This is a genomic window from Streptomyces sp. NBRC 110028, assembly GCF_001417735.1.
Classification (GTDB): Bacteria; Actinomycetota; Actinomycetes; order Streptomycetales; family Streptomycetaceae; genus Streptomyces.
Genome location: NZ_BBUZ01000026.1, coordinates 169,650 through 188,378 on the forward strand (window position 1 = coordinate 169,650; position 18,729 = coordinate 188,378).

Genomic DNA, 18,729 nt, shown 5'->3' on the forward strand with positions numbered 1-18,729 from the left:
GTTGTCTGTCCTCACCGTTCGTCGTGGTCGCTGCCGCCCGAAGCGGCGTCTTCGAGTTCGCGCAGGATGTATTCCTCGACCAGCCCGGCGAGGGAGGAGACCGTGTGCGCGGTCATGATGTCCCGCGGCGTCAGGTCGAGGCCGAACGCCTCACCCGCCCGGGAGGCGATCAGCAGGCTGCGGACCGAGTCACCGCCCAGGGCGAAGAAGTCGTCCTCGGCGCCGACCGGATCCACCCCCAGGACCTCGGACCAGATCTCCGCGATGACCTCCTCCGTCGGGGTGCGCGGCTCGACATGGCCGGAGGCCGGTGCCGCGGTGGCCGGGCCGGGCGCGGGCAGCGCCGCACGGTCCGTCTTGCCGTTCTCGGTGAGCGGGAGGCGCTCCAGGACGGCGAACGCCGACGGCACCATGTAGCCGGGCAGGGTACGGCCCAGCTCGGCGCGCAGCTCGGCGTCGGCCGGGGCGGTGGCACCGGGGGCGAGCACGAGGTGCGCCACCAGCCTGCGGACGCCGGGCTCGTCCTCCCGGACCGTCACCACGGCCTCGGCGACCGAGGGATGGCCGACCAGGGCGGTCTCCACCTCACCGGCCTCGATGCGGTAGCCGTGCAGCTTGATCTGGTGGTCGGTGCGGCCCAGGTGGTGGATGCGGCCCCCGGCGTCGTAGCGGGCCAGGTCGCCGGTGCGGTACATCCGCGATCCGGCGGGCCCGAACGGGTCCGCGAGGAAGCGGGACGCGGTCAGCCCGGGGCGGTTCAGATAGCCGCGGGCCAGCGACGGGCCGCTGATCCACAGCTCACCGGGCACCCCGGGGGGCACCGGGCGCAGCCGCGCGTCGAGCAGATACACCCGGGTGTTGGGGACGGGCCGCCCGATGGGCGGCGGGGCGCCGTCCGCGACGAGCGGGTCGGACCAGGTGGCGACCACGGTGGCCTCGGTGGGCCCGTAGGAGTTCACCATGCGGTGGTGGGGGGCCCAGCGGGTCGTCAGCTCCGTGCCGCAGGCGTCCCCGCCCACGATCAGCGTGCGCAGTTCGGGCAGCTCCTTCTCGGTTCCGGCGGGCAGCGTGGCCAGCGCGGCGGGCGGGATGAGGGTGTGGGTGACGCGCTGCTCGCGCAGCACGCGCGCCAAGTGCTCGCCCAGCAGCGGCCCGGGCTCCGGCACCACGAGCGCGGCGCCGGTGGGCAGCGCCATGCACAGCTCCAGTACGGAGGCGTCGAAGCTGGGCGAGGCGAACTGCAGGACGCGGTCGCCCTCCCGCACCTCGTAGTGCTCGGCCTCGGCGGCGGCGAAGTTCCCGATCCCGCGGTGGGTGACCACCACGCCCTTGGGGGTGCCGGTGGACCCGGAGGTGTAGATCACGTAGGCCGGGTCGTCGGGGTCGACGGGACGCGACCGGTCCCGGTCGGTGGGCCGGTGCGCGGGGCCACCGGTGTCCTCGCCGATGTCGCGGAGGGTGAGGTGCGGGGCGGAGTCCTCCAGCATCAGGGCGACGCGCTCGGCGGGATAGCCGGGGTCGACGGGCAGATAGGCGCCGCCCGCCTTGGCCACCGCGAGCTGGGCGACGACGATCTCCACCGACCGGGGCAGCACCAGGGCGACGATCCGCCCGGGTCCCACACCGCGCGCGATGAGGCGGTGGGCGAGGCGGTTGGCCCGGGCGTCCAGCTCCGCGTAGGACAGCCCGGCGCCGGGGGCGAGGACCGCGGGCGCGTCGGGGTGACGGTCCGCGGCGGCCTCGAAGAGGTCCGCCAGGGTCGTCAGCGGGGCGGGGCGGACGGTGTCGTTCCAGTCCACCAGGAGCCGCTCGCGCATCGCGGCGGGCAGGGTCTCGATCCGGTCCAGCCGCTGATCGTCGGGTGCCGCGGCGAGCGCGCCGAGGACGTGCGTCAGCTGGGCGGCCAGCCCCTCGGCGGTGGTCTCCTCGAAGAGCCGGGGGTCGTAGCCGAGTTCGACGGACAGTTCCGGGCCGGGCGAGACGACCACGGTCAGCGCGTAGTTGGTGGACTCCAGGGCCTGGAGTTCACGCACCCGCAGCCCGTGTTCGGCGGCGGCGGAGCTGTTGATCGGGTAGTTCTCGAACACCACCAGGCTCTCGAAGAGGTCCGCCCCGCCCGGCACCTCGCTCCAGCCCTGGAGCTGCGACAGCGGGACCTGGCCGAAGCCGCGCGCCTCCGCCTGGTCGGTCTGGAGCCCGCGCAGCCACGGGACCGTGAGGGCGCCCTCCGCGCCTTCGGCGGCTTCGTCGCCTTCGTTCACGGTCAGCCGCACCGGAAGGGTGTTGATGAAGATGCCGGTGATGCTGTCGGCGCCGGGCAGTTCGGTCGGCCGTCCCGAGACGGTCGCCCCGAAGCAGACGTCCGACTCTCCGCTCAAGCGAGATACGAGCAATCCCCAAGCGCCTTGGACGATCGTATTGAGAGTGAGCCGGTGCCGTCGGGCGAAGTCCTCCAGGGCCGCGGTCTCCTGCTCACCGAGCCGCTGCGACAGCCACCGCGAGGACCGGGTGGCGGCCTCAGCGGTCGGCTTGCGGTCGTAGGGGAGGGGAGTGGGTGTGGTGAACCCCGTCAGTGTCTTGCGCCAGTGCGCCTCGGCCTGCGCGCGGTCCTGCCGGCCGAGCCAGGCGACATAGTCCGCGAACGGCCTGCGGGCCTGGAGCCGGGGCTGTTCACCCGCGGCCAGGGCGGCATGGGCGGCGAAGACGTCGGTCAGGACCTGGAAGACGCTCCAGCCGTCGAGCAGCACATGGTGGAAGGTCCACAGCACCTGCACCTCGGTCGGAGAGAGCCGCGCCAGGGTGACGCGGAGCAGCGGCGCCGTGGCCAGATCGAGCCCTCGCTCGCGGTCCTGGTCGAGCAGCCGCTCCAGCGCGGCCCGGCGCTCGTCCTCCGACAGATCGCTCCAGTCCAGCTCCTCGACGGGTACGGCCGCGCTGCGGCGCACGAGCTGCAGCGGCTCGGGCACCCCCCGCGTCACGACCTCGCTGCGCAGCACCGGGGTGCGGTCGACGACGTGCTGCCAGGCGGCGGCGAGGACCCGGGAGTCCCGGACGCCGTCCAGGATGAAGGTCGCCTGCTCCACATAGAGCCCTTGGCCGCGCTGGGCCAGCCCGTGGAAGACGAGCCCGCTCTGGGTGGGCGTCAGCGGATAGATGTCGGCCACGTCCCGGCCGTCGCCCGCCAGCCGGTCGACGGTCTCCTGGTCCAGGGCGGCCAGCGGGAAGTCCGAGGGCGTGCGGCCGCCCGCCTCCCCCTCCGTGCACAGCCGCATGATCGCGCGCAGCTCGTCCAGGGTCTCCTCGGCGAGCCGGAGCACCGTGCCGCGCTGATGCCGGTGACGCGAGTAGGACCAGGTGAGTTCCAGCTCCTTGCGCTCCACCCGGCCGACCACGTCGAGGAGATGCGGCCGGGGCGCCTCCGGGCTCATATCGCCCTCGAGCCCGCTGCGCAGGGAGTGCAGCAGACCGCCGTCCGGCAGGTCCCAGTCGAGCTGGCCCAGATAGTTGAAGCTGATCTGCGGGTCCTCGGGGAGATCCGGCGCGGCCGCGCCGGACAGATGGCGCAGCGCCCCGTAGCCCAGCCCGTTCCCGGGGATCGCCCGCAGCCGCTCCTTGACGGTCTTCAGCGCCTCCTCGAGACCGGTTCCGGCGCCGCCGTCCAGGGCGACGGGGAACATGGAGGTGAACCAGCCGACCGTACGGGACAGATCGGTGTCCTCGAAGATCTCCTCGCGGCCGTGTCCCTCCAGGGCGACCAGCACCCGGTCCTGACCGGTCCAGCGGCTCAGCACCCGGCCCAGCGCGCACAGCAGCACGTCGTTGATCCGGGTCAGATAGGCGCCGGGCACATCCTGGAGCAGGGCCCGGGTCTCCTCGGTGTCCAGCCGGACCGTCACCGTCTCCTCACTGGCGGCGGTGTTGGGCCCCTCGGCGTCCGTGGGGAGGCCGGGGCAGCCGTGCGCGGCGGTCCAGTGGCCGAGTTCGGCGTCGAAGCCCCCGGCGACGGTGTGTTCGCCCAACCGCCGTGACCACGCGCGGAACGAGGTGGTCTTGCGGCCCAGGCTCCCGGGCCGCCCGGCGACGATCAGCCGGTAGGCGGTGTCCAGGTCCTCCAGCAGGATCCGCCAGGAGACCGCGTCCACCACCAGATGGTGGGCGATCAGGCTGAGGACCGGGCGCTCCCCGTCGCCCCGCGGGAACAGCACGGCTTTGAACAACGGCCCCTGCTCCAGCCGGAATCCGGCGCGGACGCGCATCTGCGCATCCCGCATGACCGCCTCGTGCGATCCGGGGCCGGTGGCGGACAGGTCGTGGACGTCGAGCACCGGCCCATGGCCGCCGGGCGGGACGCTGTGCTGGCGCCAATGGCCGTTCCCGATGGGCTCGAAGCGCAGCCGCAGCGCGTCGTGGTGGTCGACCAGCGTGTCCAGGGCGGCGCGCAGCGCGGCCTCGTCCACCGGCCCGGCCAGCTCGGCGGAGACCGACTGGGTGAAGTGGCCGGGGCTGTCCGGGAGGGTCGCGAACAGCCAGTGCTGGACGGGGGTGAGCGGCACCTCGCCGACGACCGGCCCCTGTTCGGCCGCGACCGCCGTGGCCGGGACGTCCCGGGCGGCGGCGGCCAGGTCCGCGACGGTCTGGTGGACGAACAGATGGCGTGGGGTCAGCTCGATCCCCGCCCGGCGGGCGGAGGAGACGATCTGGATGCTGAGGATGGAGTCGCCGCCGAGGGTGAAGTAGTTGTCGTCGACGCCGACCCGCTCCACCCCCAGGACCTCGGCCCAGATCCCGGCGAGGGCCTTCTCGGTCTCCGTCCGGGGCGGCACATGGCCGGCGGCGGGGGCGGCCCAGTCCGGGGCGGGCAGCGCCCGCCGGTCGAGTTTGCCGCTGGTGCCCAGCGGCAGCCGCTCCAGGGTGACGACGGCCGCGGGCACCATGTGGTCCGGCAGGCTCGTCGCGAGGAACGCGCGCATCGCGGCGGGATCGACCGCCGTCGTCCCCGGAGCCGGGACGACATAGCCGACCAGCCGTTTGTGGCCGTCCGTGTCGACCACCGCCGCGGCCGCCTCGGCGACCTCGGGGTGGCGCGCGAGGGCGGCCTCGACCTCGCCCAGCTCGATCCGGAAGCCCCGCACCTTGACCTGGTCGTCGGTCCTGCCCAGGTACTCCAGCTGCCCGTCCGCGTCCCACCGCACCAGGTCGCCGGTGCGGTACATCCGGCTGCCCGCGGGTCCGAAGGGGTCGGCCGTGAAGCGGTCCGCGGTCAGTCCGGGACGGCCGGAGTACCCCCGGGCCAGGCCCGGACCGGCCAGGTACAGCTCGCCGGGCACCCCGACGGGCACCGGCCGCAGCCGCGCGTCCAGCGCGTAGGCCCGGGTGGCGGCGACCGGGGAGCCGATCGGCGGCGTCCGCCCGGGGTCGGCGGGGTCGCAACTCCAGGCGGTGGCGTAGACGGTGGCCTCGGTGGGCCCGTAGATGTTGGCCACCCGGCAGCCCGGGATGGCGTCGCGGACCTCCTGGACCGTACGGGCCGCCAGGCCCTCGCCCGCCAGCACCACCGTGTCGGCCGTGACGGAGACGCCGCCCTTGCCGAGCACCTGTGCGAGGGCCGAGGGCACGGCGCTGATCAGGGACGCCGTCCAGGGCTCCGGCCGCTCGGCCAGGGCGAGCAGATCCGCCACGATCTCCAGGGAGCCGCCCGTCAGCAGCGGGCAGATGATCTCGAAGACCGACACATCGAAGTTCAGCGAGGTGGACGCCACGACATGGGAGAGCCCCACCGCGCCGAACTCCTCGCCCGCCCAGGCGGCCAGCGCGGCGACACCCTGGTGGGTGGCGACGACGCCCTTGGGCTTCCCCGTCGACCCGGAGGTGTGGATGACGTACGCCGGATGGCCGGCGACCAGCGGCGCGACGCGCTCGGCGCCGCCGACGTCCTGGGCGCCCAGCCCGGCCAGCGCCCGGCCGGTCTCCGCGTCGTCCAGCAGGATCCGGTGACCCGGGCCGACCGGGATCCGGGGAGCCGTCTCCCGCGTGGTCAGGACGATGTCCGGGGCGATGTCGCCGATCATGAACTCGATGCGCTCCGCCGGGTACGCGGGGTCGACCGGCAGATATCCGGCGCCGCTCTTGAGCACCGCCAGCAGCGCCACCACCAGCTCCGGCGTACGCGGCAGCGACAGCGCCACGAAGCGCTCGGGACCGGCTCCCGCGCCGATGAGCAGCCGGGCGAGCCGGTTGGCGCGCTCGTTCAGCTCCCGGTAGGTCAGCTGTGTCCCCGCACCCCGCACGGCCACCGCGTCCGGGGTACGGGCCGCCTGCGCCTCGAACAGCTCCGGCAGGACCGCGCCCGGCGCCGGGGCGACGCGACCGCTGAACTCGTCCAGGATCCGGCGGGTTTCCGCCGCGCCGATCAGCGGCAGCTCCTCAAGACGCCGCTCCGGATCGGCCGCCATCTCGGCCAGCAGCCCGTGCAGGCACCCGCCCAGCCGCTCGACCGTGGCGGCGTCGAAGGCGGCCGGATCGTAGTCCAGCGAGATCGACAGCCGCTCCTCGGGCGCCACCACGACGCTGAGCGCGTAGTTCGTCGGTTCGAGGTCCCGCTCCTGGTGGATGCCGAGCCCGTGCGCGGCGATGGCCTCGCTGTCGAAGGGGTAGTTCTCGAAGACCACGATGCTGTCGAAGAGGCCGACCCCGCCGGGCACCTCGCTCCAGCTCTGCAGTTGCGCCAGGGACACGAACTCGAAGCGCCGGGACTCCGACTGCGCCGTCTGGAGTTCCCCCAGCCAGCTCAGCAGCGGGCTCCGGCCGTCCACCCTGACCCGGGTGGGAAGGGTGTTGATGAACACCCCGACCATCGACTCGACCCCCGGCAGCGCGGCGGGCCGCCCCGAGACCGTGGTCCCGAACGCCACGTCGTCCGCCCCGCTGTAGCGGGACAGCAGCAGCGCCCAGGCGCCCTGCACCACCGTGTTCATCGTCAGCCCGCCCGACTGGGCGACGGCGCGGAGCAGCGCGGACTCCTCGGCGCCGAGCGTGACCCGGTGCGAGCCCGACGACGCCGAACGGTGCGCCTCGGCCGCGGGCCGGTCACGCGGCAGCTCGGTCGGGGCGGTGAAGCCCGCCAGCGCCTCGCGCCAGAACCGCTCGGCCTCCGCCGTGTCCTGCTCACCGAGCCAGCCCAGGTACTCGCGGAAGGGCCGCCGGGCGGGTACCTCGGCGCCGCGCCCGGTGGTGAGCGCCGCGTACCGCTCGCACACCTCGTCGAAGACCTGCGCCGCGCTCCAGCCGTCGAGCAGCACATGGTGGAACGTCCAGATCAGCCGCACCTCGTCGGCCGACAGCCGGATCAGGGCCAGCCGGGTCAGCGGCGCGCTGCCGAGGTCCATGCCCTCGGCCCGGTCGTCGGCGAGGAGCCTGTTCAGCTCGGCCTCGCGCCATTCCCCGGACCGTCCGGTCCAGTCGTGGTGGGCGATCCGCAGGGTGGCCCGGCGCGTCACGACCTGGAGGGGTTCGGGGGTGTCCGCCCAGACCAGGCGGGTGCGCAGGATCGGGTTGGCGTCCGCGGTCCGCTGCCACGCCGTGGCCAGCGCCCGCGGGTCCGTCACCCCGGTCAGCCGCAGCTGCACCTGGTTGAAGTAGGCGTCGGACGCCGGGTCCACGAGGCTGTGGAACAGCATCCCGGCCTGCATCGGGGTCAGCGGATAGATGTCCTCCACCGACCGCCCGTCGGCGGCCACCCGGTCCACCGCGGCCTGGTCCAGCCGGGCCAGCGGGAAGTCCGACGGGGTGCGGCCGCCCGCGGCGGGGCCGGCGCAGTGGGCGACGATGTCCTCCAGGGCGCGGAGCATGTCCCCGGCCAGCCGGGCCACCGTCTCCTCGGAGTGGGTCCCGGAGCCGTAGTGCCACGTGATCTCCAGGCGGTGCCCCTCGACCCGGCCCACGATGTCGAGCAGGTGCGCCCGGGGCGACTCCGGCGCGGCGTCACCGCTCAAGCCACCCCGCACGGTGCGGACCAGGGCGTCGCCGCCGCCGGTCCCGCCCGCGTCCGACCAGTCGAACTGGCCGAGGTAGTTGAAGCTGATGCCGGGCTCCGCCGCGTCCGCGAGCGGCGCGTCCGGGGCCAGATGGCGCAGCGCGCCGTAGCCGATGCCCTTGCCGGGCACCGCCCGCAGCTGCTCCTTGACGGATTTCAGCGTCTCGCCCCAGCCGTCGCCCGGGACCTGCGGGATGTCCAGGGCGACCGGGAACATGGTGGTGAACCAGCCGACGGTGCGGGACAGGTCCACGCCGTCGAGGAGGTGTTCCTCCCGGCCGTGGCCCTCCAGGTCGACCGTGACCCGCCGCCGCCCGGTCCACTCGGCCAGCACCCGGCCCAGCGCCGAGAGCAGCACGTCGTCCACGCGGGTGCGGTAGACCTCGGGCACCTGCCGCAGCAGGGCCGTGGTCCGCTCCCGGTCCAGCGCCACGGTCACCGACTCCATGGCCGCGACGGTGTTCTCGCCCTCGCCGTCCACGGGAATCCCGGCGGCGCAGTCGGCGGCCACCGCCGTCCAGTGCGGGAGTTCGGCGTCGAAGCCGCCCGCCGCGGTGTGCTCGGTGAGCCGCCGGGACCAGTCCCGTACGGAGGTGGTGCGCGCGCCGAGACCGGCCGGGGCGCCGTCGAGCGCCTGGCGGTAGGCGGTTTCCAGGTCCTCCAGCAGCACCCGCCAGGAGACGCCGTCGACCACCAGGTGGTGCGCGGTCAGGAAGAGCGTCGGCCGCGAGCCCTGGCCCGGGCGCAGCAGCCGGGCGGCCAGCAGCGGCCCGGTTTCCAGGGCGAACCCGGCGTTCGCCTCGGCGATGGCCGCCTCCTCGGCGGCCCGCCGTTCCGGTTCCGCGAGCCCGGACAGGTCCACCTCCCGCAGCGGGTCAGCGCCCGTCTCGTCCGGCGGCGGGCAGTACTGCCGTACGGTGCCGTCCGCCCGGCGCTCGTAAGCCATCCGCAGCGCGTCGTGGTGGACCAGCAGCGCCCGGAGGGCCTGACGGAGCGCCCGGGGGTCGGGGTCCCGGTCGAGTTCGACCAGGACCGACTGGTTGAAGTGCTCGGGCCGGGGGCTGCCCGTCCCGAGGAACCAGTGCTGGATCGGGGTGAGCGGCACCTCGCCGCTCACCGGTCCCATGTCGGCGGCGGGCCGGGCGGTGGCGGTGGCGACGGTGGCGAGCGAGGCGATGGTGGGGTGCCGGAACAGCTCCCTGGGCGTCACCGTCAGGCCCGCCTGCCGGGCGCGCGAGGCGACCTGGATGCTGAGGATCGAGTCCCCGCCGAGCATGAAGAAGTTGTCCTCGACGCCGATCCGCTCCCGGCCCAGCAGCGGACCCATGATCTCCGCCAGGATCCGCTCGGTGTCGGTGCGGGGCGCCACGTACTGCGCGCCCGTGGTGGCCGCCGCCCAGTCGGGCGCCGGAAGGCGGCGGCGGTCCACCTTGTCGTTGGCGGTGAGCGGCAGTTCGTCCAGGGTGATGAAGACCGCGGGCACCATGTAGTCGGGCAGCTGCCGGCCCAGCAGGGACCGCAGCTCCGCGGACTCGGGCACGGCTTCGCCGCGCACCGGGACCAGATAGGCGGCCAGCAGTTTGCGCTCCCCGTCCCGCGCGAGCGCGACGACCGCCTCGGCGACGGACGGGTGGCGGGTGAGCGCGGCCTCGATCTCGCCGGGTTCGATGCGGAAGCCGCGGATCTTCATCTGGTCGTCCGAGCGGCCCACGAAGGCGAGTTCGCCGTCGACGGTCCAGGACACCAGGTCCCCGGTGCGGTACATCCGGGAGCCGGGAGGCCCGAACGGGTCGGCGACGTAGGCCTCGGCCGTGGGCCCCGGCCGGTTCCGGTAGCCACGGGCGAGACCGGCGCCCGCGATGTACAACTCACCGGGGATGCCCGGCGGTTGCGGCTGGAGGGCGCCGTCCAGGACGTAGACGCGGGTGTTGTCCATCGGGCGTCCGATGGGCAGGGTGCCGGGCAGGTCCTCACCGGCGCGGAAGAAGCGCCGGGTGGCGAAGGTCGTGGTCTCGGTGGGCCCGTAGCCGTCGACCACCGTCAGGTCGGGGCAGGCGTCGAGCACCCGGCGCACCGCCGCGGGCGGCACCGCCTCACCGCCGGTCCACACCTCCCGGGCGCCGCGCAGGCAGTCCGGCGCCTCCTGCGCCAGCAGCCGGAACAGACCGGCGGTCAGCCACAGGCAGCTCACCCCGTGCCCGGTGATCGCGTGGCGTACGGCGTCGGTGTCCACGTCGCCCACCGGCGCCAGGACGGCCGTGCCGCCGCGCAGCAGCGGCACCCACACCTCGTAGGTGGAGGCGTCGAACGCCTGCGGGGAGTGCACCAGCACCCGGTCGTGGCGGGCGAAGGCGCGGTCCTGGGCGAGGGCGGTGACATCGCGGTGCCGGACCGCGACGCCCTTGGGCCGTCCGGTGGAGCCCGAAGTGAACATCAGGTAGGCCGTGTTGTCGGGGAAGATGTCCACCGCGGGCGGCCCGGACGGCTCGTCGCCGCCCTGGGCGCCGGGCGCCACCAGCAGGGTGCGCCCGTCGTGCCCGAGGTCCGCGGCGGTCCGCTCCCAGGCGCGGTCGGTCAGCAGGACGTCCGCCGTCGCCTCGGCCAGCACCACCCGGAGCCGGTCCTCGGGCGCACGGGTGTCCAGCGGTACGTACACCCCGCCCGCCTTGACGACGGCCAGCTGGGCGACCACCAGTTCCACGGACCGGTCCATCAGCACGGCCACCGGACGCTCCGGCCCGGTCCCGAGCCCGATGAGCCGGTGGGCCAGCCGGTTGGCGCGCGCCTCCAGCTCGCGGTAGCTCACCGGGCCGCCGTCGCCGTCCAGGGCGGGCGCGTCCGGTGTCCGCCGCACCTGGGCGGCGAAGAGGTCGGCCAGCGACCCCTCGGACAGCGGCGCCGTGGTGTCGTTCCACTCCCGCAGCACCTGGGCGCGCCGGGCGTCGCCGAGCACCGGAAGGCGCGCGGGCGCCCGGTCCGCGCCGGTGGCCATGTTCGTCAGCAGCACCGACAGGTACTCGGCCATGCGCCGAATCGTCGCCGCGTCGAACAGGGACGGGTCGTAGCCGAGCCGCAGCGCCATCTCCTCGCCGGGGTAGACCACCAGGCTCAGCGGGTAGTTCGTCGTCTCGACGCCGTCGAGGTCCCGCAGGGCCAGCCCGTGCGCGGCGGCGAGGTCCCCGCCGACGGGGTAGTTCTCGAAGACCACGATGCTGTCGAAGAGATTCACCCGCTCTTCGAGCCGGGTCATGGACCGCAGCCGGGTCAGCGGTACGAAGTCGAACCGCCGGTCCTCGGCCTGCCGCTCCTGCACCTCCCGCAGCCACGACAGCAGGGTGCCGCCCGTGGGGACGGGCAGCCGGGTCGGCACGGTGGTGATGAACAGACCGGTCATCGCCGGGGCGCCGGGCAGCTCCGGCGGGCGGCCCGAGACCGTGGTCCCGAAGACCACGTCCGCGCGGCCGGTGTACCGGGACAGCAGCAGCGTCCAGGCGCCCTGGAGCAGGGTGTTCATGGTGAGCCCCGCGCCTCTGGCCAGCTCGGCCAGCCGGTGGGAGGCGTCCGCGGGCAGCGTGACCCGCACCTCGGCGGTGGACTCCGCGTGATGGGTCTCGGTGGGCTCCCGGTCGAAGGGCAGCACAGTGGGCTCGGACAGATCGCCGAGCCGGGCGCGCCAGTGCTCCTCGGCCTCCGCCCAGTCGCGGTCCCGCAGCCAGGCCACGTAGTCGCGGAACGGGCGGCGGCTGGGCAGCGCGGCCCCCGCCCCGGCCGCATGGCAGGCGAAGACGTCGGACAGCACCTGGAACAGGCTCCAGCCGTCCAGGATCAGATGGTGGAACGTCCACACCACCTGGACCTCGGTGTCGGACAGCCGGGCGATCGCCAGCCGCATCAGCGGCGCGACGGCCAGGTCCAGGCCCCGCTCCCGGTCCTCGGCGAGGAACCGCCGTGCCTCCTCCCGGCGCTCCGCCTCGGACAGCCCGCGCCAGTCGAGCCGGGTGACCGGCACCCGGGCCCCGCGCTCCACCACCTGCAGCGGCTCGGGCACCCCGTCCCACTCGGCGCGGACGCGCAGGCCCGGGGTGCGGTCGGTGACCCGCTGCCAGGCGTCGGCCAGCGCCCGAGGGTCGGGCACCCCGTCGAGGACGAAGGTGAGCTGCTGGAAGTAGGCGCGCCGGTCGTCCTGGGACAGCCCGTGGAACAGCATGCCCGCCTGGGTGGGGGTGAGCGGGTAGATGTCCTCCACCCCGCTGCCGTCGCCCACCAGCCGGTCGACCGTGGCCTGATCGAGGGAGGCGAGCGGGAAGTCGGACGGGGTGCGGCCGCCCGCGCCGGGCGCGGCGGCGTGCCGCGCGATGGCGCGCAGCGCCCGCAGGAACTCCCCGGCCAGCTCGCCGACGGTCTCCTCCCGGTGCAGATGCGCGGAGTAGAACCAGGTGAACGCGAGCCGCTGGTCCTCGACCCGGCCGACCACCTCCAGCGGATGCGGCCGCAGGCCTTCCGGGTCGGTGTCCAGGGCCAGTTCGCGGTGGAGGCCGCGGAAGAGCCCGTCGCCGTCGCCCGGCAGCTCGAACTGGCCCAGGTAGTTGAAGCTGACCCCGGCCGTGGGACCGGACGGAAGCCCCTCGGGGCGGGCCAGATGGCGCAGCGCCCCGTAGCCCAGGCCGCGCTGCGGCACGGCCCGCAACTGCTCCTTGACGGACTTGAGTACGTCCCCCCAGGCGTCCAGGGGAAGGCCGGCCAGGTCGAGCGCCACCGGGAAGCGGGTGGTGAACCAGCCGACCGTACGGGACAGATCCACCTCCTCGAAGATCTCCTCGCGGCCGTGGCCCTCCAGGTCCACCGGCACCCGGGCGCGCCCGGTCCACCGGCCCAGCACCCGGGCCAGCGCGCTCAGCAGCACGTCGTTGACCTGCGTGCGGTAGACCTCGGGCAGCGTCTGGAGCAGGGCGGTGGTCTCGTCCTCGTCGAGCGTGACGGTGACCGACCGGGCCGAGGCGTAGGTGTTCGCCCCGGCCGCCCCGTCCGCCCCGGCCAGGTCCACCGGCAGCGACGGATCGCAGGCACCGGCCACCTCGGTCCAGTACGCCGCCTCGGCGTCGAACCCACCGCCACGCGCGTGGTCGTTCAGCCGCCGGGCCCACCGGCGCAGCGGGGAGGACGCGGCGGGCAGCGCCAGGCCGCGGTACGCGCTGTCCAGGTCCTCCAGCAGGATGCGCCAGGAGACCCCGTCCACGACGGCGTGGTGCGCGGTGAGGTGCAGTACCGGCCGCCCCCCGGGCCCGGCGTCCGCCTCGATCACCGCGCGCAGCAGCGGCCCGGCCGCCAGGTCGAAGCCGCCGAGGTGCGGTTCGCCGTCCCCGGTGTGGCGGCGCAGCAGGTCCGCGCTCCCACCGCCGTCGATGCGCTGGTGCCGGCCGCCGTCCTCGTGGGGGAAGCGGGAGCGCAGGGCGTCGTGGTGGGCCACGACTGTCTCCAGGGCGCCGCGCAGCGCGCCGGTGTCCACGTCCTCGGGCAGGACGAGGGAGATCGTCTGGTTGAAGTGCCCCGCCCGCTCGGGGTCGTGCTCGAACAGCCAGTGCTGGATGGGCGTCAGCGGCAGATCCCCGGTGGCCGCTTCGCCATCGGTGGCGGCGGCTCGCGGAGCCGCGGCCGCGGAGTCCAGGTGCAGGGCGAGGGCGGCGATCGTCTGGTGGCGGTAGACATCGCGGGAGGTGACGGAGAGCCCGGCCTGCCGTGCCTGGGAGACCACCTGGATGCTGAGGATCGAATCGCCGCCGAGGGAGAAGAAGTTGTCCTCCACCCCGATGCGTTCCACATGGAGGATCCGGGCCCAGACGGCGGCGAGGGTCCGTTCGGTCGCGGTGCGCGGCGCCACGTAGCCCGGCGCCGCCGACTGCGACCAGTCCGGGTCGGGCAGACGGCTCCGGTCCAGCTTGCCGTTGGGGCTGAGCGGCATCCGCTCCATGACCAGGACCGAGGCGGGCACCATGTAGTCGGGCAGGCCGCCCCGGAGGAACGTGCGCAGCGCGGCCGGGTCCGGTGTGGCGCCCGGCGCGGGCACCACGTAGGCGATGAGCCGCTTGTGGCCGCCGGTCTCCTTCGCGACGGCGGCGGCCTCGGCGACGCCGGGGTGGCGCAGCAACGCCGTCTCGACCTCGCCCAGTTCGATGCGGAAGCCGCGGATCTTCACCTGGTCATCGGCCCGGCCCAGGTACTCCAGCTGGCCATCGCTGTCCCAGCGCACCAGGTCACCGGTGCGGTACATCCGGCTGCCGGGCGCCCCGAACGGGTCCGCGAGGAAGCGGTCGGCGGTCAGCCCCGGCCGGTTGAGGTAGCCCCGGGCGAGGCCCTGGCCGCCGAGGTACAGCTCGCCCGTCACCCCGGGCGGCACCAGCCGCAGCGTCGGGTCCAGGACGTAGGCGCGGGTGCCGGCGACGGGCCGCCCGATCGGCGGCGCCTGCCGGGGGAGCGGGCCCGAGGCGAACCAGGCGGTGGCGTACACGGTCGCCTCGGTCGGCCCGTACATGTTGGCGATGCGGCAGGAGGGCAGCGTCGCCCGGATGTCCCGTACGGTCTGGGCGGGCAGGGCCTCGCCCGCCAGGACGACGGTCCCGGCGTCGACGCGCCCCGCGTCGCCCTGCCCGGTGTCGAGGGGCCCGGCGTCGGTCTGCCCGGCGTCCCCGCTCAGGAGCCGGGCGAACACCGACGGCACGCCGCTGATCAGCCCGGTCGCGCGCGGCCGGTTCGCGGGGTCGGCGAGGGCCAGCAGATCCTGGACGACCTCGATGCTGCCACCGGCCAGCAGCGGGCACAGGATCTCGAACACGGACACGTCGAAGTTGAGCGAGGTCGAGGCGACCACCCCGGTCAGCCGCTCCCGCCCCAGCGCGGCCTCGGCCCAGGCGGCCAGGCCCGCCACGCTCCGATGGGCGACCACCACGCCCTTGGGCGTACCGGTGGACCCGGAGGTGTAGATGACGTAGGCGGGGTGGGCCGGGTCCAGCGGTCCGGTGCGCTCGGCGTCGGTGATGTCGCCGTCCGCCCGCCGCGCCAGCTCCGCGCGGACCGCCGCGTCGTCCAGCACCAGCGGTTCGGCCCCGGCGGGCAGGCTGCCCGCCGTCTTCCCGGTGGCGAGGATGGTCGAGGGCGCGGCGTCCCGCAGCATGAACGCGATGCGCTCGGCCGGGTATCCGGGGTCCACCGGCAGATATCCGGCGCCCGCCTTGAGCACCGCCAGCAGGACGACGACGAGGTCGGCCGAGCGCGGCAGGGCCAGCGCCACCAGTTCCTCGGGGCCGACGCCACGGTCGATCAGCAGCCGGGCGAGTTGGTTGGCGCGCCGGTTCACCTCGTCGTAGGAGAGCCGGGTCTCCCCGCAGGTCACGGCGGTCGCCCGCGGCTGCGCGGCCGCCCGCGCGGCGAAGAGTCCGGGCAGCGTCGCCTCGGTGGCGGCCTGGCCCGGGCCGTTCCAGGCGTCGAGCAGCTGGTGCCACTCGGCGTCGCTCAGCATCTGCAGTTCGATCAGGGTGGTGCCGGGGTCGGCCACCATCCGGGTCAGCAGCCGGTGCAGATGCCCGGCCATCTGTTCCATCGTCCGGGCGTCGAACAGATCGGAGTTGTACTCGACGGTGAGCCCCAGCGAACCGTCGTCGCGGGGCAGGAACTCCAGCACCAGGTCGAACCGGGCGGCGGGCCGCGGCAGGGAGTGTTCGGCGATCGTCAGGCCCCCGGCCTCCCGGGCGGGCACCATGGCGTTCTGCTGGACGACCAGCGCCTGCACCAGCGGGTTGCGGCTGGCGTCGCGCCCCGGCGCCAGCTCCTCCACGACCCGCTCGAACGGCAGCCTGTCGTGGCTGAAGGCGTCCAGCACGGTCTCGCGCATCGCGTCCACGAACTGCTCGACGGTGCTGTCCCCGTCGACGTCGGCGCGCAGCACCAGCGTATTGACGAAGAATCCGGCGACCGACTCCAGCTCCTTGCGGTGGCGTCCGCTGGTGACGGTGCCGAAGGCCACGTCCCGCTGGCCCGAGTAGCGCGAGAACAGGACCGCGACGGACGACGCGAGCAGGGTGAACAGGGTGGTGTTCCGCTCCCGGCCGAGCCGGCCGAGGGCGGCCACCAGATCGGCGGGCAGCTCACGCCGGTGCACCGCCCCGGTGGTGGCGCGCACCGGGGGACGCGGGCGGTCGGTGGGCAGCTCCAGGGTCTGCATCCCGGAGAGCCGGTCCCGCCAGTACTTCAGATCGGTGTCCTGCCCGGGCGGGGCGGGGCGGTTCCGCTCCCACACGGCGAAGTCCGGGTACTGCAGCGCGGGTTCGGCGAGGCCGGCGTCGGCCCCGGTGGCCTCCGCCTCGTACAGCGCGGTCAGTTCGCGGACCAGGATCCCGACCGACCAGCCGTCGGTGACGATGTGGTGCTGGGCCAGCAGCAGTACGTGGTCGTCCTCGGCGAGCCGGATGAGCAGAGCCCTGGTCAGCGGGCCCACGGCGAGGTCGTAGGGGCGGTTCAGCTCGTCGGTCAGCAGCCGGTCGACGGCGGCGTCGCGCTCCGCGGCGGGCAGCTCGCCGAGGTCGGCGTGGGCCAGCGGAACGGTGCCGTGCTCGGCGACCCGCTGCACACCGTGCCCGTCCACGGTGACGAACGTGGTGCGCAGCGCGTCGTGCCGGGCGGCCAGGGTGGCCAGCGCGCGGCGCAGGGCGCCGGTGTCGAGCGGGCCGCTCAGCCGCAGCCCGGCCCCGGTGTTGTACTCGGTGCCGCCGGAGGTCAGATCGTCCAGGAACCACAGCCGCCGCTGGGCGGCGGACAGCGGCAGCGGCCGGTCGCGGGGCGCGGGCGGAATCGGCGCCTCCGTCGCGTCGGGGGTCTCCTCCGGCAGCCGCGTGGCCAGCCGCGCCACGGTCCGGGCGTCGAGCAGTTCGCGCAGCGACAGTTCCACGCCCAGCTCCGCCCGGATCCGGGACAGCAGCCGGACACCGAGGACGGAGTCGCCGCCGAGCCCCAGGAAGTCGTCCTCGACGCCCACGGCGTCCACCGGCAGCACCTCGGTCCACACGCGGACCAGGGCGGCCTCGGCGGGGGTGCGCGGGGCGATGTGGCGGGAGTGCCCCTCGGCGGTGGCGGACGGGGCGGGCAGCGCCTGCCGGTCGACCTTGCGGTGCGGGGTGAGCGGGAACGCGTCCAGCACGACGAAGGCGGACGGCACCATGTGGGCGGGCAGCAGCCGGGCCGCCGCGGCCCGCAGCTCCGCGGCCCTGGGCTTCGAACTCCCGGCGGCGGGTACCACATAGCCGACCAGCCGCTTCAGCCCGGGCTCGTCCTCCCGGACGGTGACGACGGCGGCCCGGACGTCCGGGTGGCGGGCGAGCGCGGCCTCCACCTCGCCCAGTTCGATGCGGAAACCGCGCACCTTGACCTGGTGGTCGGTCCGGCCGAGGAACTCCACCTCGCCGTCCGCGTTCCAGCGGGCCAGGTCGCCGGTGCGGTACATGCGGACGCCGGGCGGCCCGAAGGGGGCCGCGACGAAGCGGTCCGCGGTCAGCCCCGGGCGGCCGAGATAGCCCCGGGCCACGCCCGCGCCGCTGATGTACAGCTCCCCGACCGAGCCCACCGGCACCGGCCGCATCGCCTCGTCCAGCACGAACACCCGCGTGCCCGGCAGCGGGCGGCCGATCGGCGGGTTGCCGGAGCCCGCCTGAAGCGCGTCCGTCCAGGTGGCCACGACGGTGGCCTCGGTCGGCCCGTAGGAGTTGACCATCCGCCGGCCCGGCGCCCACAGGTCCACCAGATCGGCGGGGCACGCCTCCGCCCCCACGATCAGGGTGCGGAACTCCGGCAGCCCGTGGACCTCCTCCGCGGGTACGGTCGCCAGCGCCGCCGGGGGGATCAGGGCATGGGTCACCCGGTGTTCCCGCAGCACGGTGGCGAGTTCGGCGCCCAGCAGGGGGCCCTCGGGGGGCACCACCAGCGCCGCCCCGGCGAGCAGGGAGGAGCACAGCTCCAGTACGGAGGCGTCGAAGCTCGGCGAGGAGAACTGCAGCACCCGGTCACCCGGCCGGACGCGGTAGTGGTCGGCGGTGGCGGCCGAGAAGTTGCCCAGACCGGCGTGCGGCACCATCACGCCCTTGGGCACACCCGTGGAGCCGGAGGTGTAGATGACGTACGCCGGATGCTCCGGCAGCAGCGGGGCGAGCCGGTCCGCGTCGCCGGGCGTGTGCTCGGGGCCGGTCACGGCCCGGATGCGCTGCGGGTCGTCGAGCACCACCACGGGCCGGGCGTCGGCCAGCATCATCGCCCGGCGCTCCTCGGGGTGCGCGGGATCCACCGGCAGGAACGCGGCCCCGGCCTTGGCGACCGCCAGCTCGGCCACCACCAGCTCGGCCGAGCGCGGCAGGACCAGGGCCACCACGCGCTCGGGCCCCACACCGCGCCCGATGAGGTGGTGGGCCAGCCGGTTCGCCCAGGCGTCGACCTCACCGAAGGACCACGTCCGGTCTCCGGCCACCAGCGCCGCGGCCCGTGGGGTGCGGGCCGCCCAGGACGCGAACAGCTCACCCAGGGGGCTGCGGGAGCCGGCCCGGGGCGTGGCGTTCCACGCCGCGGGAGGCAGGCCCGGGGCGCCCTGGGGCGAGGACGCGGGATCCGATGCGTTGTCGTAGTGGTCCGTCATGTCGGTGCGGCCCTTCGGAGCGGTTGAA

The 18,729-nt window shown here is 74.7% G+C and carries 1 protein-coding gene; it reads right to left on the reverse strand.

The features are described 5' to 3' along the window. Positions 1–11: 11 nt before the first annotated feature. The gene (locus tag ASC60_RS16045) at positions 12–18,701 is read right to left on the reverse strand and encodes a non-ribosomal peptide synthetase (protein ID WP_063787150.1); all 18,690 of its coding nucleotides are present in this window, start codon (positions 18,699–18,701) and stop codon (positions 12–14) included. Positions 18,702–18,729 lie beyond the last annotated feature (28 nt).